Here is an 18,600-nt window from a genome sequence, read left to right on the forward strand (position 1 = left end):
AACTCCAGAAGTTAAAGCAGAAGCGCCAGTTGCAGTTGCAGAAGTTGCGAAAGCAGTAGAAGTTGCAAAAGAAACTGTAGCTCCAGCTGATTTTTCGGCATCAGATAAATTCTTTTCACCTTTAGTTAAAAATATTGCGAAAGAAGAAGGAATTTCATTATCAGAATTAGAATCAATTGCTGGTTCTGGTAAAGATGGTCGTGTAAACAAAGAAGATTTATTAAATTATATTAAAAATAGAGGAAGTCAGCCTGCAGTTGTTGCGACTCCAGCGGCGGCTCCAAAAGCAGCTCCAGCTCCAGTAGCACAAGCTGTTCCAGTTTCTGTAAACGGAGGTGATGAGATTGTTGAAATGGACAGAATGCGTAAGTTGATTTCGGGTTACATGGTAGCTTCGGTACAAACTTCAGCTCACGTTCAGTCGTTCATTGAAGTTGATGTTACCAACATCGTAAAATGGAGAGATAAAGTTAAAAATGCTTTCGAAAAGAGAGAAGGTGAGAAGTTAACTTTTACACCAATCTTCATGGAAGCGGTTGCAAAAGCATTGAAAGATTTTCCAGGAATGAATATTTCAGTTGATGGTGATTTTATCATCAAACGTAAAAATATCAACTTAGGAATGGCGGCAGCGTTACCAAATGGAAACTTAATCGTTCCTGTAATTAAAAATGCAGACCAATTAAACTTAGTTGGAATGGCAAAAGCAGTTAACGATTTAGGAAATCGTGCAAAAGCAGGAAAATTAAAACCAGACGATACACAAGGTGGAACTTATACTGTTACGAATGTGGGAACTTTTGGTTCTGTTTTTGGAACTCCAATTATCAATCAACCACAAGTAGGTATTTTAGCTTTAGGAGCTATCAGAAAAGTGCCTGCAGTTATCGAAACTCCAGAAGGTGATTTTATTGGAATCCGTCAAAAAATGTTCTTATCACACTCTTATGACCACAGAGTTGTTGATGGAGCTTTAGGAGGAAGTTTTGTAAAACGCGTTGCGGATTATTTAGAAGCGTTTGACGTAAATAGAGATTTCTAATCTGAGAATAAATTATAAATGTAAACCCGATAGTTTTAAAAGCTATCGGGTTTTTCTATCTTTGCCTTATATAAAATCGCTATGGAATTAAAATTAACACGCCCTATCTGCTTTTTCGACCTTGAAACTACAGGAATTGATGTAGCAAGAGATCGAATTGTAGAGATCTCAATATTTAAAGTATATCCAAACGGAAATAAAGAAAGCAAAACGTGGTTGGTAAATCCTACGATTCCAATTCCGCCACAAACTACAGCTGTTCATGGAATTACGGATGAAAAAGTAGCGAATGAACCAACATTCAAAGAATTAGCTTCGCAAGTTCATAATATGATTAAAGATTCGGATTTGGCTGGTTTTAATTCAGAACGATTTGATATTCCACTTTTGGCAGAAGAATTATTACGTGCTGAGGTTGATTTTGATATGAAAAACCGAGTTTCAGTTGATGTGCAAACGATTTTCCATAAAATGGAAGAACGAACTTTAAGTGCAGCATACAAATTCTATTGCGGACAAAGTTTAGAAAATGCCCATAGTGCTGAAGCGGATACGATGGCAACTTACGAAATCTTAAAAGCGCAATTGGATCGTTACGAGAATTTAGAAAATGACATGAAATCGTTATCTGAATTCACAACACGTAAAAAATCAGTTGATTTTGCAGGATTTATTGCTTTAAATAATGAAGGAAAAGAAATTTTTACCTTCGGAAAACATAAAGGAGCTCTGGTAGATGATGTTTTTGATAAAGAGCCAGGTTATTTTGGTTGGATTCAAAATGCTGATTTTCCGTTGTATACGAAAAAAGTTTTGACAGGAATTAAATTAAGAAAGTTAAATACTAAATAAAGTGATTAGTGAAAAGTAATTAGTAAATAGTTGCTAATTACTTTACACTATTTACTAATTACTAGAATTATGAAAATAATCTGTATCGGACGCAATTATGCTGACCATATTTCGGAGTTAAATAATGAAAGACCAACAGAACCGGTTATCTTCATGAAACCCGATTCTTCTATTTTGCCTAATAAAAATCCATTTGTGATTCCTGCTTTTAGTAATGATATTCATCATGAAGTGGAAATTTTGGTTAAGATTTGTAAAGTTGGAAAACATATCGATGCTAAATTTGCTCATAAATATTACGAAGAAATTGGTTTAGGAATCGATTTTACGGCTCGAGATTTGCAAAGTAAGTTGAAAGAGAAGGGGTTGCCATGGGAAAAAGCAAAGGCATTTGACCATTCAGCGGTAATTGGGAGCTTTACATCGAAAAAAAATTATACTTCGTTAGAAAATATTAACTTTGAGTTAAAATCAAATGGAACCACCGTTCAGGAGGGTAATACTAGTTTAATGTTGTGGAAAATTGATGAGTTAATTGCTTATGTTTCACAATATTTTACATTAAAAATTGGAGATATTATTTTTACAGGAACTCCAAAAGGTGTTGCAAAAGTAACTGAAGGTGATGTTTTAGAAGGTTTTATAGAAGGAAAATCGATGTTTAAAATTCAAATTAGGTAGTTATGGCATTACAATATAATTTAGCGAAAGTGTATGAAATTTCAGAAAATGATATTGAATTTGCATTACAAATTGTGACTTTGTTTTTAGAGGAAGTTCCAGCTGAAATAAAATCAATTAAAGTTGCAATTGAAGAGAAAGACTACACCAGAACGTATTCGTCATGTCATAAAATAAAACCTACATTGGATTTGCTTGGTATGGATTTAGCTTACGAGGAAAATATCCAAATCATGACTTGGGCAAAAGCTGAAGGTAAACGAAAAGAAATTAAAGAGGTTTTCAAATCATTAAAAGATAGAATTGATTTAGCAGTTAAAGAAATCAAGAAAGATTTCAAACTGTAATATCCTTTTTTCAAATCCCCAAAATCTATTAAATATTTAAAATGAAAGCTGCTATAGTTACCATTGGCGATGAAATTCTTATTGGCCAAATTGTTGACACAAACTCTTCTTATATTGCAAAAGCCTTAGATAAAATCGGAATTGCAACGCATGAAATGTTATCCATTTCTGATGATAAACAACATATTTTAGATACTTTTCATTCACTTCAAAATAAGGTAGAAGTTGTTATTGTGACAGGTGGATTAGGTCCAACTAAAGACGATATTACTAAGAAAACTTTTTGCGACTATTTTGATGATGAATTAATTGAAAACGAAGCGGTTTTAGCACATGTAAAATCTATAATTGAAGGTTTTTATAAGCGTCCAATTACGCAAATTAATAGGGAACAAGCATTGGTTCCAACCAAAGCAAAAGTACTTTTCAATCAAGCAGGAACTGCTCCAGGAATGTGGATGGAGAAAGAAAATACCGTTTTTATTTCGTTGCCAGGCGTTCCATATGAAATGAAGTATCTGATTGATAACGAAGTGATTCCAAACTTAGTTCAAAAATTTGAACGTCCTTATATTGTGCATCAAACCATTATGACGTATGGTCGAGGTGAAAGTTTAATTGCTGAACAAATTGAAGAATGGGAAGATGATTTGCCAGAATTTATTAAGTTGGCTTATTTGCCTAGTCCAGGAAAAGTTCGCTTGAGATTAACGGCTAGAGGAAATGACGAAACTTTGTTAAAAGAAGAAATCAAACGACAAGTTGAAAAACTCGATTTATTGATTCATGATATAATTGTTGGTTATAACGAGGATGAGCCAATTGAAGTAGTTTTAGGGAGATTGTTGACCGAAAAAATGTTAACAATTTCAACTGCAGAAAGTTGTACAGGTGGAAAAATAGCTTCAACTTTGTCTGCAATTTCAGGAGCTTCAAATTATTTTAAAGGAAGTGTGGTGAGTTATGCAACTCAAGCTAAAATTGATGTTTTAGAAATTGATGAAAATATAATTGCAAAATATGGAGTAGTCAGTGCTGAAGTTGCAAAAGAAATGGTTAAATCGGTTCAAAAAGTAATGAATTCAGATTATGCGATTGCTACAACAGGAAATGCTGGTCCTACAAAAGGTGATGAAGATGCTGAATTAGGAACAGTTTTCATCGGAATTGCAACGCCAAATGAAGTTTTTGTTGAGGGATTTAACTTTGGTCAACCGCGTGAAAAAGTCATTGATAGAGCGGTAAGCAAAGGGTTGGAGCTAATTTATAAAGAAATTTTAAAAAAATAGTAAAAGATAGTTGTGTATATGAAATGGATTTTGTTTCTTTGCACCCTGATTTTAGATAACGAAATAAAGATTAGAAATAATGTCAAGAGTTTGTGAACTTACAGGTAAAAGAGCGATGGTAGGAAACAATGTTTCTCACGCTATGAATAAAACAAAGAGAAAATTCTCTGTTAACTTAGTTAAAAAACGTTTTTATATTCCTGAAGAAGATAGATGGGTAACGTTGAAAATTTCAACCGCTGCTTTAAAAACGATTAATAAAAATGGAATTGCTGCTGTATTGAAAAATGCAAAAGCTAACGGATTTGTTAAATCTGTATAATCCTTAAAACATAGATCAAAATGGCAAAGAAAGGTAATAGAATCCAAGTTATTTTAGAATGTACAGAGCACAAGACTTCAGGAGTTCCTGGAACATCTCGTTACATTACTACAAAAAATAAAAAAAACACTCCAGATAGATTAGAGATTAAAAAATTTAATCCAATCTTAAAAAGAGTAACTGTTCACAAAGAAATTAAATAAGATAAGTCATGGCAAAGAAAACCGTAGCAACTTTACAAACAGCTTCTAAAAGATTAACTAAAGCTATCAAAATGGTTAAATCTCCAAAAACGGGTGCTTATACTTTCGTTGAGTCAGTTATGACTCCTGAAGAAGTTGATGAGTTCTTGAAAAAGAAATAATTCATTTTACATTATATAGATGAGCTACTTTCGTTTGAAAGTAGCTTTTTTATTTTTACATTTGTCTGATAAATGGATTTGGAGTAAAATCATTTCTGCAAATACTTAAACCCTAATTTTAGTATGAGTTTTTTTAAAAAAATATTCTCTTCTGATAAGAAAGATCAAAACATTAGTCAAGAGGCTAAGCAAACTTTAGATAAAGGTTTAGAAAAATCGAAAACATCGTTTTTTTCTAAGCTAACCAAAGCTGTTGCGGGAAAATCTAAAGTAGATGCGGAAGTTTTAGATAACTTAGAAGAAATTTTGGTTTCTTCAGATGTTGGTGTAAACACAACATTAAAAATTATTGAACGAATAGAAGAACGCGTTTCAAGAGATAAATATTTAGGGACTGATGAATTAAATGGAATTCTTAGAGAAGAAATTGCAGGTTTGTTATCGGAAACTAATTCAGGTGAAGCGACGCAGTTTGAAATTCCAGCAAATACAAAACCATACGTAATTATGGTAGTTGGGGTTAATGGAGTAGGAAAAACAACTACAATAGGAAAATTAGCTTACCAATTTAAAAAAGCGGGTTATAATGTAGTTTTAGGTGCAGCTGATACTTTTAGAGCTGCCGCAATCGACCAATTACAAATTTGGGCAGATAGAGTAGGTGTGCCAATTGTAAAACAACAAATGGGAAGTGATCCAGCATCTGTTGCGTTTGATACATTGCAAAGTGCTGTTGCTCAAAATGCTGATGTGGTAATTATTGACACAGCAGGTCGTTTGCATAATAAAGTTGGTTTGATGAACGAACTTTCTAAAGTGAAAAAAGTAATGCAAAAAGTGGTGGAAAATACGCCAAATGATGTACTTTTGGTTTTAGATGGTTCTACAGGTCAAAATGCCTTTGAACAAGCTAAACAATTTACAGCAGCAACAGAAGTTTCGTGTCTAGCGGTTACAAAATTAGATGGAACTGCAAAAGGAGGCGTTGTTATTGGAATTTCAGATCAGTTTCAAATACCTGTTAAATATATTGGTGTTGGTGAAGGAATTGAAGATTTACAAGTGTTTAATAAATACGAATTTGTAGATTCGTTTTTTAAATAAGATTTACTACAGTGAGAGAACTTTTAAAATACAGAACAGTACAATTATTCTTAGCGGCTGTTATCATGGCTTTAGTAGCAATTCCATTTGAGGATTATGATTATGTTTTTATCACATTAAGATTAGCATCTTTTGCTATTTTAATGTATTTACTAATAAAGTTTACAAGCGGTAAGAAGAAAGCAAAAAAATAAAACAAGTGCTGTTAGTTGATAACAGCACTTATTTTTTCCCATAAAGTCTCGTCAAAGTCTGATAATGCAAAATTTACCCCATCAGCAACATCTCCCATTCTGATTATAACTAATTTTTTGCTTGGTACGACATATATTTTTTGGTCATTTTTACCTAATGCACAATACATGTCGCTAGGAGCTGATGGTATTAGAGTTCCGTTAAATTGTAATTGACTTTGTGGTAATCTATAATTAGATTTCCCATTTAACCACCACAAATAACCATAAGCTAAATTTAAATTTTGCGATGTAGTTGTTGCATTTTGCATGTAGCTTTGTGGAACAATTTGATTGCTTTCCCACTTTCCATTATTTAAAGCTAATAAACCAAAACGTGCCATGTTTCTTGTTGTGCTCCAATATACACTCAGTCCTCCACTATTTACCCACAAACCACCAGTCATACCTATTTTATCTCTTAATTTAGTATTAAAATAGTTTGTCCAAGTTTGTCCTGTTGAGGCTGCAACCACATCCTGTAATTTCACATAAACATTATGATATGCCCAGCGTGTGCCAGCATCGGCAACATATTGTAAATTGGCAGGAGAAACATCGTCACCAAGAGCATCATTTAACCCCGATGTCATAGTTAAAAGATGTTTATTCGTAATTAAATTTTCTTTTACAAGTGGAGCGCTTGTCCAGCCTGTTCCAAGATAATCTGAAACTTTATTATTAATATTTAAATAGCCTTCTTGTTGAGCAATTCCAGTAACAGTTGCAGTTAGTGTCTTACCTGCACTTGCCCAATACCATGGTTCTGAAGCAGAATGACCATTGAAATAATTTTCCAATACAATTTTTCCATTATGAAGTACGATAAAACCTTTTGTATGTTTTAATTCTAAATAATCTAATAAAGGCTGAACTTGTGATTCATTCCATCCAAGCGATGCTACAGTTTTGGTTTCCCAAGTTGTTGAGCCAATAGGAGGAAAGTACATTTGTTCTACTGGAGTTGTTGTAGAAGAATCATCAGAACTACAATTTATAAATAGTAATGACGCAAGTAGAGGGATAATCTTTTTCATAGCTGTAAAAATGGTTGTACATTCATTAGACAATAAAATTACAGAATAGTTTAATTCAAATGATTTTTAATTGTAAATTTATAATCTAATTTGATAATAATAGTATGAAAAGAATTCTTTTGTTAATTGTTTTATTATCAGTTCTTTCGTGTAAACAGAATATTTCGGAGGCTGATATTTCAAATTTAAACGGTTATTGGGAAATTGAAAAAGTTGAACTTCCAGATGGAGATAAGAAAGAATATAAAGTAAATGAAACGATAGATTTCTTTAAAATTGAAGCTAATAAAGGTTTTAGAAAGAAAGTAATGCCTCAGTTGGATGGAACGTATTTAACAAATGATATTCAAGAAGATGTTGTTGTGGTTGTTAAGGATGGAGACGCATCAATTCAATATAAAACTACTTATGCTTCTTGGAATGAGGAAATTATCGAATTGACTAAGGATAAATTAGTCGTTAAAAACCAACAAGAAATAGAATATTATTATAAAAGACCAGCAAAATTTTCGGTAAAATAAAATGGCTAAACGATTTAATGAAGAGAGTTCGATAGGAGATGTGTTAAAACAATTTATTTTTCAAAATAAGTTGGAAGCAGGTATGGATGTTGTTAATGTTCGAGATGCTTGGAAAAACTTAATGGGAAACGGAGTAAACAATTATACAACTGAAATTCAATTAAAAGGTTCTACGCTTTATGTAGCTTTATCATCAGCGGTTTTACGAGAAGAATTAAGTTATGGAAAAGAAAAAATTATCAAGATGATTAATGAAGAACTTAGAAAAGATTTGGTAACGAATTTAGTTTTACGATAAAAAAAAAATCCCCATTCATTGAATCGGGATTTTTATATGATAATTCTAAAAATTAGAATTGCTCTCTTCCTGAAAAATGGAAAGCACCTTCAATAGCTGCGTTTTCATCAGAATCTGATCCGTGAACTGCATTTTCTCCAATTGAAGTAGCGTATTTTTTACGGATAGTTCCTTCAGCTGCATCAGCTGGATTAGTAGCTCCAATTAAAGTTCTGAAATCCTCAACTGCATTTTCTTTTTCTAAGATAGCAGCTACAATTGGACCTCTTGTCATAAATTCAACTAATTCACCAAAAAATGGTCTTGCAGCGTGAACAGCGTAAAAAGCTTGTGCATCAGCAATAGTTAATTGAGTTAATTTCAAAGAAACAATTTTGAAACCACCTTCTGTAATCATGTTTAAGATACCACCAATATGTCCGTTTTCTACAGCATCTGGTTTAATCATTGTAAAAGTTCTGTTTGTTGCCATTTTTAAATTTTTTGCAAAGGTACCATTTTAATTAGGTTTTGCAATACTGTTTTTTATTATTTTGTAATTGTTCTAGCTACTCTAAAACCGTAAAACTCATGTGTTTTATTTGGTTCTGTTGAAATTCGGTTAGCAGGTCTTACATAATTTGGTTGGCTATCCCAAGAACCACCTCTTACACTTCTTCTGTCTCCCATTTCTGGTCCTTTCGGATTTTCTCCTTTTTCTTGCTTGTAGAAATCTTTATTATACCAATCCCAACACCATTCCCAAACGTTTCCACTCATATCATATAAACCTAATTCATTTGGTAGTTTTGTACCAATTGTGTGAGGAGTTCCTTTGCTATTTCCTTTGTGCCAAGCGATATCATCTAAGTTGTTACTTCCGCTAAATTTAAATCCTTTCGAATTAGTACCACCTTTTGCTGCAAATTCCCATTCTGCTTCCGTTGGTAATCTATATCCATTTGCTTTAAAATTACAAATAAAGTTAGGTCCTTTTTTTGTGTAAGCAGGTTGTAATTTTTCTTTTTTACTAAGCCAATTGCAGTAAGCTATAGCTTCGTTCCAAGTTACGCCATTAATAGGATAATTATCTTGCCATCCCCATGTTGGTTTTACTGGCATTTTCATTTTGTTAGCTTTTATGAATTGTTTCCATTCCCAAACGGTTACTTCAAATTTGCTAATTTCAAATGTATTAAGATTAACGTTATGCTCTTTTTGTTCATCAACATCTGCTAAACCATCAGAATCTTTAGAACCCATTTTAAAAGTTCCACCCTGAATTTTGATTAAGTCGGTGTCAATAAGATTGTTTTTAAATGCAAAAAATGATAAAAGGGTAATTAATAATGTAGAATAAAATGTAATTTTTTTCATAAGATTTGTTATTAATTTAGGTGTGCAAATATAATAATAATATAACATTGTAAGGTAAAATTGTTATAAAACTCAATTTTTACCTTAAATTAGTGTTAAAAAATTAAATATATTGTTTTTTATCGAATAAAAAAGTATTTGGTCGATTTTTTTAAACAACTACTAATGAAAAATTTTGCTTTAAAGGTTGCAAATCAGCATATAAAAGTGAGAAAAAAGCTTCAAGGTTACCTGTTTCACTGTGAAAATCGGCAAAATTTGATTTTCTTTCTTGTAAAGATTGATTCGGGAATAATTCGTTTTGAAGTTGAATAATTCGTTCTAATTTTTCGGTATGAATTCTTTTTTCAGCTTTTAGTAATTTCTTTTCTAAATTTTCTAAACCTTTTAATTGTTTTACTTCTTGCGCTTTTACAGCACCTAAAAACGATTTATCGGTTTTTTTAGCAATGGTATATAATGCTTCAAACTGATTTTTAAGAAATGCTTTTTGTTCGCTAAAATCAATAGTGAAATTTGAAAATTCTTTCGTTTTTTCATTTACTAAAGTTTGTTGATTTTGGAAAACATCTGACCAATTTAATTCTAATTTTTCCAATTTTTCAACTTGCTTTTTTGTAGCAACTAAAGCAGAATTACGAAGTAACAGAATAGGAAACGTGATATTATTCGCTTCAAAATTAGATTTCAATTCTAACCAATACGCTAATTCACCACCGCCACCAATGTAACAAAGATTTGGTAAAATCACCTCTTGATACAACGGGCGTAAAATCACATTCGGACTAAAATTCTTTGGATTATTCTCTAATTCAGTTAGGATTTCACTTTCAGAAAATGATAATTGTGTGTTATTGATTTTATAATTTCCATCTTCAAAAACAATGCGTTCTCTCAAATCATCTTGAATGTAAAACAAGTTAATTTCTCTTGGATTTACCTGAACATTATATTCTTTTAGTAACGGAAGCGTTTCGTTAACCTTTTTAAAAGAAGTTTGCTGTAATAATTCTTCTTTAGCATAAGGAATAAAAAGTTTTTTTAGCTCTAAATCATCTCCATCTAAAATGACTAAACCTTCATTTTTGAATAATTCATTAGCTAAATATCGAGTAGCATCTGCTAAATTTTCGTGTTCTAAATAGGATTTTTTAAATAATTCACGAAGATAATTGGCATTGTTTCCTAAGCCTAATTCAGTTGAAAATTGTCCAAAAACTTCTTCCAATCCAGAAGTATTTAATCTTCCAACCGGACCTTGGCTCTCTTTTTTCCACTGAATTTTCTTTCCTTTAAGATTAAAGTAATTGATTTCATCAAAATCATGATCTTCAGTCGCCATCCAATAAATAGGTACAAAATTATGATTTGGATAAGCTGTTTTTAATTCTTTCGTTAAATTAATAACGGAAACAATTTTATATAAAAAATACAAAGGACCAGTAAATAAATTCAACTGATGACCGGTTGTAATCGTAAAGGTTTTTGAATGTTTTAAAAGTTCAATATTAGCTAAAGTAGCTTCTGAAATTTCGAACTTTTGATATTGATTTAGTAATGCATTGACTAAAATTTCACGATTTTCAATTGGAAAATTTTTACTTTTCTCCTCAATTTGAAGATTAAAATTTTCTACTGTTGGAAATCGATTGTATAACGGTTTTAATTCAGCCTTTTGGTCTAAATAATCTACGATTAGTTTTGAAAAATATCCCGAATTTTGATAGGTTATACAGTCGTTTGGCATTTTAGCAATTATTTTTCTGCTAAAGTACTAATTTTTTACTTTTCTAAAATGCCTTTAACAAGCTCTTAGGATTTGATAAAAAGCCTTATTTTTGCTCAAAATAAATACCTTGAAAAACATTCTATTAATCACACCGCCTTTCACCCAACTGAATACACCGTATCCAGCAACGGCTTATTTGAAAGGTTTTCTGAATACCAAAAATATTTCGGCTTACCAAATGGATTTAGGTATCGAGGTGATTTTAGAAATGTTTTCCAAAGAAGGGTTAGAAAATTTGTTTCAAGTTTCAAGTTTGAAGTTTGAAGAATTTGGACCTAATTCACGACGAATTTTCACTTTAAAAGACGATTACATCAAAACAATCGATTCTGTAATCGCTTTTCTCCAAGGAAAAAATCCATCTTTAGCACGTCAAATTTGTTCAGGAAATTTTTTGCCAGAAGCTTCTCGTTTTGACCAATTAGACGATATGGAATTTGCTTTTGGTTCGATGGGAATGCAAGACAAAGCGAAATATTTAGCTACGTTATATCTTGAAGATTTATCCGATTTTATTGTGGAATGTGTCGATGAAAATTTCGGATTTAGTCGTTATGCCGAGCGTTTAGGAAGAAGCGCCAATTCGTTTGATGAGTTATACAATCATTTACAAAACGAGTTAACTTTCATAGACAAAATCACCATTAAAATTCTCAAAGAACGAATTGATGAAGTTCAGCCAAAATTAATCTGTTTTTCCGTTCCATTTCCTGGAAATTTATACAGTGCTTTCCGTTGTGCCCAATTCATAAAAGTGAATTTTCCGAATATAAAAACTGCAATGGGTGGTGGTTTTCCAAATACCGAACTTCGTGAATTAAAAGATAAAAGAGTTTTTGAATTCTTTGATTTTATTACGTTGGATGATGGTGAATTACCTGTTGAATTGTTGTTCGATTTTGTCACATCGAGTGAAGTCGAGATGCCTTTAAAAAGAACATTTCTTCTAGAAAACAATCAAGTTACCTATATAAACAATTCCACAAGCAACGATTACAAACAAAGTGAAGTAGGAACTCCAGATTATTCTGATTTATTGCTCGATAAATATATTTCGGTAATTGAAGTCGCCAATCCAATGCACAGTTTATGGAGCGATGGTCGTTGGAATAAACTCACCATGGCTCACGGTTGTTACTGGGGAAAATGTACTTTTTGTGATATTTCTCTCGATTATATCAAACTATACGAACCCATTGCTACTAAAATTCTGGTGGACCGAATGGAAGAATTAATCGCTCAAACAGGCGAAAACGGATTCCATTTTGTAGATGAAGCAGCACCGCCAGCTTTAATGCGTGAAGTTGCTTTGGAAATCATCAAACGAAAATTAGTGGTGACTTGGTGGACGAACATTCGCTTCGAAAAAAGTTTTACTGCCGATTTGTGTTTATTGCTAAAAGAATCAGGCTGTATTGCGGTTTCTGGAGGATTAGAAGTAGCTTCAGATCGACTTTTAGAGCTAATAAAAAAAGGAGTAACGGTCGAACAAGTAGCGCAAGTAACTAGAAATTTCACAGAATCTGGAATTATGGTTCATGCCTATTTGATGTACGGTTATCCTACGCAAACCATTCAAGAAACAGTTGATAGTTTGGAAATGGTGCGTCAATTGTTTGAATTGGGTGTTTTACAAAGTGGTTTTTGGCATCAATTTGCCATGACAGCGCATTCTCCTGTGGGAATGTTTCCAGAGGAATTCGGAGTAATTCCGGAGCAAAATGAAATTATGTTTGCTAATAACGATATCAATTTCAAAGATAAAACAGGAATAAATCATGATAAATTCAGCTTCGGATTGAAAAAATCGTTATTCAATTATATGCACGGAATCTGTTTTGATTACAATTTACAAGATTGGTTCGATTTCAAAATTCCAAAGACAAAAATTCCATCCGATTTTATTTATAATTGCTTGGAAAAAGAACAGAATTTTTCAACAAAACCAAATGCTAAAATAGTTTGGATAGGAGGAAAACCTCAAACCGAAATCTTCACCAAATCGAAAAAAGGAAATTCTTGGGAAATGATGAAATTAACGTTTCACAACAAAACTCAAACGTATGATATTTCTGTAAATGCCTTAGAAGGAAAGTGGTTGCTTGAAACTTTAGATAAAATTTCAGTTTTTGCAGAGAACAAAATGACTTTTTCGCAATTGAAATCAGATTTTGAACAACAATTTGATGATTTTGAGTTGTTTTGGTTTAGTAAACCGATTCAAGTTTTGAGAAGTACTTCTTTATTGGTTTTGTAATATTCTTAACTGTATAGTATTACTTTGTTGGTAAAAATTAATTTTTATTGAAAAAAAATCATAAATTTAACATCTAATTAAAGATGGTATGAAATTTTTTCCCCTTAAAAAAGTTGATTCTACCTATGCAAAAGTAATAAGTTTACTTTCTCTAATGTCTTTAGGATTACTAGTTTTAGTAGTTTCATTGTACTATTACATGAAAGTACAAGAAAGAGAAATTTACGAATCCAGTAATAAAGTTTATAAAAACGAAATCACATCTTTATTAAAATTAAACACTGAAAATTACACTTCATTAGTTGTTGATGTAACCTATTGGGATGAATTTGTGGATTTTATGACTACAAAAGATGTCAAGTGGTTTAATACTTCGGTTGCTAATATTTTAGATACTTATAAGGTTGAATATGTTTGTGTTTATGATACGAAAGGCACATTTTTGACCAAAGTTTCAACTCCCAAAATAAAAACGGTAGACTTTATTCCGAAAGAAGTTATTACGCGATTATTAACTAAAAAAGTAGACCGATTTTATTTGAAAATTCCAGAAGGTGTAGTGGAAGTTTATGCCGCAACAATTCATCCATCTGATGATCCGTATAAAAACAAAACAAAACCATCGGGGTGTTTTTTTATGGTGAGATTATTAGACAACGAATATTTTGCCAATTTTGAAAAAATAAGCACATCAAATATTGATTTTTTCAAACAACCAGAAATTAAATCAAAAGCGGTATCTTTTATAATGCCTTTAAAAGATTATAACGATAAAATCATTCAACAACTTATATATAAAAGAGCTTATAATATTGATTTTTGGATAACAAAATTCATTTTAATTGTCATAACAATTGCTATTATTTTATCTTGGATGGTCTACTATTATTATGCAAATAGATGGTCTAAACTTCCGTTGAGTTTTATCAAAAAAATATTAAAAACAGGTGATTCCAATGCCATTCAATCCCTAAAAAGTATTAAAGGCGAATTTCGATACATCGGAAAATTGTTTGAAGAGAATCAAATAAAAGCCAAAGAATTAGAAATAGCTAAAAATAAAGCGGAAGAAAGTGATAAATTAAAATCAGCTTTTTTAATGAATTTATCGCATGAAATTAGAACCCCGATGAATGCTATTTTAGGTTTTACAGACCTGCTTTCTCATCAGAATTTGTCAGAAGATGACAAAAATGAATACCTAAAAGTAATTCAGCAAAGTGGTAAAAATCTCTTGGAAATTATTGATGATTTGGTAGAAATGTCAAAAATTGATTCCCAAATTATTAAACCTAATTTACAAGCGTTTGATTTAGATGAGTTGATTGATCAATTATTTGCTTCTTACGAAAAACTTTACAGCAATGATAAAGTAGTTTTTAAATTAAATAGACCAAACCCAAAAATAGCTAATAATATTGTTTCTGATAAAGTCAAATTAGGCGAAATCGTTACCAATTTATTAAATAACGCTTATAAGTTTACCGAAGAAGGTTTTGTTATTTTAGATTACACTTTGGATGAAAAAAATAAATCGATAACTTTTAGTGTAAAAGATTCTGGTATTGGAATTCCATCTGATTTTCAAGAGAATATTTTTAAAAGATTTAGTAAAATTAATGCCAAAGGAATTTCGGCTAATGAAGGACTCGGACTAGGTTTAGCCATTTCAAAAGCCTATGTAGAAATGCTTGGCGGACAAATAAGTTTTAATTCTCAAGTTGGAATTGGATCAACTTTTTATTTTTCTATTCCATTACATTATTCTGAAAATAAATCTATTGAAACACAAGAATTACCAAATGATGTTCAACTTTTGGATTTAGGAGAAGAAGAAATAATTTTGATTGCAGAAGATGATAATATCAACTTTTTACTAATTGAAAAAATGGTGAAAAGCTTTAATTTTAAAGTAATTCGTGCAAAAGATGGATTAGAAGCTGTTGAATTTTGTAAAAACAATCATGAAATCGATTTAGTCTTAATGGATATAAAAATGCCAAATCTTAGCGGTTACGAAGCTTTTTCTCAAATCAGAAAATTTAATTCTACAATACCAATTATTGCTCAAACGTCTTACACTTTTGAAGACGAAATCAATAAAATTAAAGAATTAGGTTTTACCGATTTTATTTCAAAACCAATTGAAAAAGAGCGATTATTCGAATTGATTAAATTATATATGAAAAGAGAATAACTATACTTATTTTCCAAATTTTATGAGATTTATCATTTACGAAAACGATTTCTTTTCGTAAGTTTACGTCCACTAAAAAAAATCTCATATGGATAACATTTATAAGCTTTTAGTAAATAATTCCGCTTCGTTTGAAGTTACTGAAAATAGTCTTCAAAATTTAGATGCCGTAATGGTAGAAGAAGCAAAATTTCATGTACTAAAAGACAACAAACCTTACAAAGCTGAAATTGTTTCGGCCGATTTTATTTCCAAAAAATATACCGTAAAAGTTAACAACAACACTTATGAAGTGGCTATCTCTGGTGCTATTGATGAGTTAATCAAAAGTATGGGAATTGAACGTGGTAGAACTAAAGTGGTAAATGCTATCAAAGCGCCAATGCCAGGTTTGATTTTAGAAATCAACGTTTCGGTTGGACAAGAAGTAAAAGAAAACGATCCTTTATTGATTTTGGAGGCTATGAAAATGGAAAACTGTTTCCTTTCACCAAGAGATGGAGTTATCAAATCAATCGCGGTTGAAAAAGGAAATGCAGTAGATAAAGGACAATTGTTAATTGAATTCGAATAAATAGTTTAGTTTCAGGTTTAAAGTTTCAAGTTGCTTCATTAATCGAATTTATACCAACTGAAACTTTTACACAAACTTATTTAACCTGAAACCTCAAACTTGAAACAAAAATCAAGATGAAAGAAATTAAAAAAATATTAGTTGCCAATCGTGGTGAAATTGCTATCAGAGTAATGAAAACTGCGAAAAAAATGGGAATCAAAACGGTAGCCGTTTATTCGTCTGCCGATAGAAATGCATTACACGTTAAATATGCGGATGAAGCAGTTTTAATTGGAGAAGCAGCGTCAAGTCAATCGTATTTACGTGGTGATAAAATCATTGAAGTTTGTAAAGAATTAGGAGTTGATGCAGTTCATCCAGGTTACGGATTTTTAAGTGAAAACTCATCTTTCGCGGAAGCTTGTGAAAAAAATAACATCATTTTTATCGGACCAAAATCAAAAGCGATTGAAATGATGGGAAGTAAATTAGCAGCAAAAGATGCTGTTAAAGAATACGGAATTCCAATGGTTCCTGGAACTGAGGATGCTATAACTGATATTGAAGCTGCAAAGAAAATTGCAACAGAAATTGGTTTTCCAATTTTAATTAAAGCTTCAGCTGGTGGTGGTGGAAAAGGAATGCGTGTGGTGGAAAAAGCAGAAGATTTCGTTTCTCAGATGGATAGAGCGATTTCGGAAGCAACAAATGCTTTTGGAGACGGTTCCGTTTTCATTGAAAAATATGTTACAAAACCACGTCACATCGAAATTCAAGTAATGGCGGATAGTCACGGAAATATTGTATATGTTTTCGAAAGAGAATGTAGTATCCAACGTCGTCACCAAAAAGTAGTAGAAGAAGCGCCTTCAGCTATTTTGACTCCAGAAAAGCGTAAAGAAATGGGTGAAGCTGCGGTAAAAGTAGCTAAAGCTTGTGATTATTTAGGAGCAGGAACCGTTGAGTTTTTGATGGATGCTGACCATAATTTCTATTTCTTAGAAATGAATACGCGTTTGCAAGTTGAACACCCAGTATCAGAATTAATTTCGGGATTGGATTTAGTGGAATTGCAAATTCGCGTAGCACGTGGAGAAGCTTTACCAATGAAACAAGAAGATTTACAAATCAAAGGTCACGCCATGGAACTTCGTGTGTATGCCGAAGATCCGATGAATGATTTCTTGCCAAACGTAGGTTTTTTAAGTACTTACAAATTACCAGAAGGCGAAGGAATTCGTGTGGATAACGGAATCGAAGAAGGAATGGATGTGCCAATTTACTACGATCCAATGCTTTCAAAATTGATTACCTACGGAAATACGCGTGAAGAATCTATCGAATTGATGATTAAAGCAATTGATAATTATTTAGTTGAAGGAGTTCACACTACGTTACCTTTCGGAAAATTTGTAATGGAGCATGAAGCGTTCCGTTCAGGAGATTTTGATACCGGATTTGTGAAAGCGTATTACGATGCTGAAAAACTAAAATCAAAATTAGATACCGAAGCCGAAATCGCAGCCATGATTGCATTTCAACAATACGTAGAAGATCAAAAAGTGTTAAGATTACCTAATTAAGAGTATTAAGATAAAAGTAGTAAGAATTAAGATAACTTTTAACTTGAAACCTTAAACTTGAAACAAAAAGTAATATGGAAGATAAAATCAAAATATTAAATGATAAAATTGCTTTAGCCAAATTAGGCGGAGGCGAAAAAAGAATTGCAGCACTTCACGCTAAAAAACGATTAACAGCAAGAGAACGTGTCGAATATTTATTAGACGAAGGTTCGTTCGAAGAAATTGGAATGTTGGTAACACACCGTACTACCGATTTCGGAATGGAAAAAGAAATTATCTATGGTGATGGAGTTGTAACTGGTTACGGAACCATCAACGGGAGATTAGTATATGTTTTTGCCCAAGATTTTACGGTTTTCGGAGGTTCGTTATCTGAAACGCATGCTGAAAAAATCTGTAAAGTAATGGATATGGCAGTGAAGAATGGTGCTCCAATGATTGGATTAAATGATTCTGGTGGTGCGCGTATTCAAGAAGGTGTTCGTTCACTTGGCGGATATGCTGATATTTTCTACAGAAATGTTCAAGCTTCTGGAGTTATTCCTCAAATTTCTGCCATTATGGGTCCATGTGCGGGTGGAGCCGTTTATTCTCCGGCCATGACCGATTTTACCATGATGGTGGAAAACAACAGTTACATGTTCGTAACAGGTCCAAATGTTGTGAAAACCGTTACGAATGAAGAAGTAACTTCAGAGGAATTAGGTGGAGCAGCAACGCACGCATCAAAATCGGGAGTTTGTCATATTACGTCTCCAAATGGTGTAGA

Annotated in this window: 21 protein-coding genes; 17 read left to right on the forward strand and 4 right to left on the reverse strand. The window is 32.1% G+C overall.

Going from position 1 to position 18,600, the window contains the following annotated elements:
- The 10 genes from L6Q46_RS04395 to L6Q46_RS04440 all read left to right on the forward strand — a co-directional run.
- Positions 1-1,042, forward strand: a 1,042-nt coding sequence (locus L6Q46_RS04395; RefSeq protein WP_291283285.1) for a dihydrolipoamide acetyltransferase family protein, incomplete at its 5' end; no start/stop codon positions are given.
- Positions 1,043-1,123: 81 nt separating this feature from the next.
- Entirely contained in the window at positions 1,124-1,894 is a 771-nt protein-coding gene (locus L6Q46_RS04400) for a 3'-5' exonuclease (protein WP_291283286.1), read from the forward strand.
- Positions 1,895-1,963: 69 nt separating this feature from the next.
- Positions 1,964-2,575, forward strand: coding sequence for a fumarylacetoacetate hydrolase family protein (locus tag L6Q46_RS04405; protein WP_291283287.1), 612 nt, complete (start codon positions 1,964-1,966; stop codon positions 2,573-2,575).
- A 2-nt stretch (positions 2,576-2,577) separates the two neighbouring features.
- Complete coding sequence (locus L6Q46_RS04410; protein WP_026724601.1) at positions 2,578-2,922, forward strand: hypothetical protein; 345 nt, start codon at positions 2,578-2,580, stop codon at positions 2,920-2,922.
- Between the two features lie 41 nt (positions 2,923-2,963).
- On the forward strand, positions 2,964-4,211 hold the full coding sequence (locus L6Q46_RS04415; protein ID WP_291283288.1) for a CinA family nicotinamide mononucleotide deamidase-related protein: 1,248 nt from the start codon (positions 2,964-2,966) through the stop codon (positions 4,209-4,211).
- A gap of 79 nt (positions 4,212-4,290) precedes the next feature.
- A complete protein-coding gene (gene rpmB / locus L6Q46_RS04420) occupies positions 4,291-4,533 on the forward strand; it encodes a 50S ribosomal protein L28 (protein WP_008253904.1) in 243 nt (80 codons plus the stop codon).
- A gap of 20 nt (positions 4,534-4,553) precedes the next feature.
- Positions 4,554-4,736 carry a 50S ribosomal protein L33 gene (gene rpmG / locus L6Q46_RS04425; protein ID WP_008253902.1) on the forward strand — a complete coding sequence of 61 codons (183 nt, stop codon included), beginning with the start codon at positions 4,554-4,556 and terminating at the stop codon, positions 4,734-4,736.
- An 8-nt stretch (positions 4,737-4,744) separates the two neighbouring features.
- Positions 4,745-4,897 (forward strand): DUF4295 domain-containing protein, encoded by a 153-nt coding sequence (locus L6Q46_RS04430; protein WP_014389076.1) that lies wholly within the window; start codon positions 4,745-4,747, stop codon positions 4,895-4,897.
- Between the two features lie 123 nt (positions 4,898-5,020).
- Positions 5,021-6,001, forward strand: coding sequence for a signal recognition particle-docking protein FtsY (ftsY, locus tag L6Q46_RS04435; RefSeq protein ID WP_111565478.1), 981 nt, complete (start codon positions 5,021-5,023; stop codon positions 5,999-6,001).
- Between the two features lie 11 nt (positions 6,002-6,012).
- Positions 6,013-6,195, forward strand: a complete 183-nt coding sequence (locus L6Q46_RS04440; protein ID WP_291283289.1) for a hypothetical protein — start codon at positions 6,013-6,015, stop codon at positions 6,193-6,195.
- Between the two features lie 11 nt (positions 6,196-6,206).
- On the opposite strand, the gene L6Q46_RS04445 is transcribed toward L6Q46_RS04440, so the two are convergent.
- Positions 6,207-7,271 (reverse strand): serine hydrolase, encoded by a 1,065-nt coding sequence (locus tag L6Q46_RS04445; RefSeq protein ID WP_291283290.1) that lies wholly within the window; start codon positions 7,269-7,271, stop codon positions 6,207-6,209.
- Positions 7,272-7,375: 104 nt separating this feature from the next.
- Between L6Q46_RS04445 and L6Q46_RS04450 the strand changes: the two genes are divergently transcribed.
- Both L6Q46_RS04450 and L6Q46_RS04455 read left to right on the forward strand, forming a co-directional pair.
- Positions 7,376-7,792 carry a lipocalin family protein gene (locus L6Q46_RS04450; protein ID WP_291283291.1) on the forward strand — a complete coding sequence of 139 codons (417 nt, stop codon included), beginning with the start codon at positions 7,376-7,378 and terminating at the stop codon, positions 7,790-7,792.
- Between the two features lies 1 nt (position 7,793).
- Complete coding sequence (locus tag L6Q46_RS04455) at positions 7,794-8,090, forward strand: DUF721 domain-containing protein (protein ID WP_291283292.1); 297 nt, start codon at positions 7,794-7,796, stop codon at positions 8,088-8,090.
- A 52-nt stretch (positions 8,091-8,142) separates the two neighbouring features.
- Here L6Q46_RS04455 and L6Q46_RS04460 read toward each other — a convergent pair whose 3' ends face one another.
- The 3 genes from L6Q46_RS04460 to bshC all read right to left on the reverse strand — a co-directional run bounded on the left by L6Q46_RS04460 (position 8,143) and on the right by bshC (position 11,193).
- On the reverse strand, positions 8,143-8,562 hold the full coding sequence (locus L6Q46_RS04460) for a nucleoside-diphosphate kinase (protein ID WP_008253880.1): 420 nt from the start codon (positions 8,560-8,562) through the stop codon (positions 8,143-8,145).
- A gap of 56 nt (positions 8,563-8,618) precedes the next feature.
- Positions 8,619-9,446 (reverse strand): formylglycine-generating enzyme family protein, encoded by an 828-nt coding sequence (locus L6Q46_RS04465; protein ID WP_291283293.1) that lies wholly within the window; start codon positions 9,444-9,446, stop codon positions 8,619-8,621.
- Positions 9,447-9,597: 151 nt separating this feature from the next.
- Positions 9,598-11,193, reverse strand: a complete 1,596-nt coding sequence (bshC, locus tag L6Q46_RS04470; RefSeq protein ID WP_291283294.1) for a bacillithiol biosynthesis cysteine-adding enzyme BshC — start codon at positions 11,191-11,193, stop codon at positions 9,598-9,600.
- 109 nt (positions 11,194-11,302) lie between these two features.
- Between bshC and L6Q46_RS04475 the strand changes: the two genes are divergently transcribed.
- The 5 genes from L6Q46_RS04475 to L6Q46_RS04495 form a co-directional block, all read left to right on the forward strand.
- Positions 11,303-13,492 (forward strand): radical SAM protein, encoded by a 2,190-nt coding sequence (locus L6Q46_RS04475; protein WP_291283295.1) that lies wholly within the window; start codon positions 11,303-11,305, stop codon positions 13,490-13,492.
- An 88-nt stretch (positions 13,493-13,580) separates the two neighbouring features.
- Entirely contained in the window at positions 13,581-15,689 is a 2,109-nt protein-coding gene (locus L6Q46_RS04480; RefSeq protein WP_291283296.1) for a response regulator, read from the forward strand.
- Positions 15,690-15,777: 88 nt separating this feature from the next.
- Complete coding sequence (locus L6Q46_RS04485) at positions 15,778-16,263, forward strand: biotin/lipoyl-containing protein (RefSeq protein WP_291283297.1); 486 nt, start codon at positions 15,778-15,780, stop codon at positions 16,261-16,263.
- Positions 16,264-16,388: 125 nt separating this feature from the next.
- The gene (locus L6Q46_RS04490) at positions 16,389-17,828 is read left to right on the forward strand and encodes an acetyl-CoA carboxylase biotin carboxylase subunit (protein ID WP_291283299.1); all 1,440 of its coding nucleotides are present in this window, start codon (positions 16,389-16,391) and stop codon (positions 17,826-17,828) included.
- Positions 17,829-17,902: 74 nt separating this feature from the next.
- Positions 17,903-18,600: carboxyl transferase domain-containing protein (locus L6Q46_RS04495; RefSeq protein WP_291283298.1), on the forward strand; the 698-nt coding region annotated here is incomplete at its 3' end.

Source organism: Flavobacterium sp. (assembly GCF_023151265.1).
Classification (GTDB): Bacteria; Bacteroidota; Bacteroidia; order Flavobacteriales; family Flavobacteriaceae; genus Flavobacterium.

Excerpts from the sequence above, each read along its gene's own strand:
- L6Q46_RS04400 (WP_291283286.1), top strand. The coding sequence starts at position 1,124 with ATGGAATTAAAATTAACACGCCCTATCTGCTTTTTCGACCTTGAAACT.
- L6Q46_RS04405 (WP_291283287.1), top strand. The coding sequence starts at position 1,964 with ATGAAAATAATCTGTATCGGACGCAATTATGCTGACCATATTTCGGAG.
- L6Q46_RS04410 (WP_026724601.1), top strand. The coding sequence starts at position 2,578 with ATGGCATTACAATATAATTTAGCGAAAGTGTATGAAATTTCAGAAAAT.
- L6Q46_RS04415 (WP_291283288.1), top strand. The coding sequence starts at position 2,964 with ATGAAAGCTGCTATAGTTACCATTGGCGATGAAATTCTTATTGGCCAA.
- rpmB (WP_008253904.1), top strand. The coding sequence starts at position 4,291 with ATGTCAAGAGTTTGTGAACTTACAGGTAAAAGAGCGATGGTAGGAAAC.
- rpmG (WP_008253902.1), top strand. The coding sequence starts at position 4,554 with ATGGCAAAGAAAGGTAATAGAATCCAAGTTATTTTAGAATGTACAGAG.
- L6Q46_RS04430 (WP_014389076.1), top strand. The coding sequence starts at position 4,745 with ATGGCAAAGAAAACCGTAGCAACTTTACAAACAGCTTCTAAAAGATTA.
- ftsY (WP_111565478.1), top strand. The coding sequence starts at position 5,021 with ATGAGTTTTTTTAAAAAAATATTCTCTTCTGATAAGAAAGATCAAAAC.
- L6Q46_RS04445 (WP_291283290.1), bottom strand. The coding sequence starts at position 7,271 with ATGAAAAAGATTATCCCTCTACTTGCGTCATTACTATTTATAAATTGT.
- L6Q46_RS04450 (WP_291283291.1), top strand. The coding sequence starts at position 7,376 with ATGAAAAGAATTCTTTTGTTAATTGTTTTATTATCAGTTCTTTCGTGT.
- L6Q46_RS04455 (WP_291283292.1), top strand. The coding sequence starts at position 7,794 with ATGGCTAAACGATTTAATGAAGAGAGTTCGATAGGAGATGTGTTAAAA.
- L6Q46_RS04460 (WP_008253880.1), bottom strand. The coding sequence starts at position 8,562 with ATGGCAACAAACAGAACTTTTACAATGATTAAACCAGATGCTGTAGAA.
- L6Q46_RS04465 (WP_291283293.1), bottom strand. The coding sequence starts at position 9,446 with ATGAAAAAAATTACATTTTATTCTACATTATTAATTACCCTTTTATCA.
- bshC (WP_291283294.1), bottom strand. The coding sequence starts at position 11,193 with ATGCCAAACGACTGTATAACCTATCAAAATTCGGGATATTTTTCAAAA.
- L6Q46_RS04480 (WP_291283296.1), top strand. The coding sequence starts at position 13,581 with ATGAAATTTTTTCCCCTTAAAAAAGTTGATTCTACCTATGCAAAAGTA.
- L6Q46_RS04485 (WP_291283297.1), top strand. The coding sequence starts at position 15,778 with ATGGATAACATTTATAAGCTTTTAGTAAATAATTCCGCTTCGTTTGAA.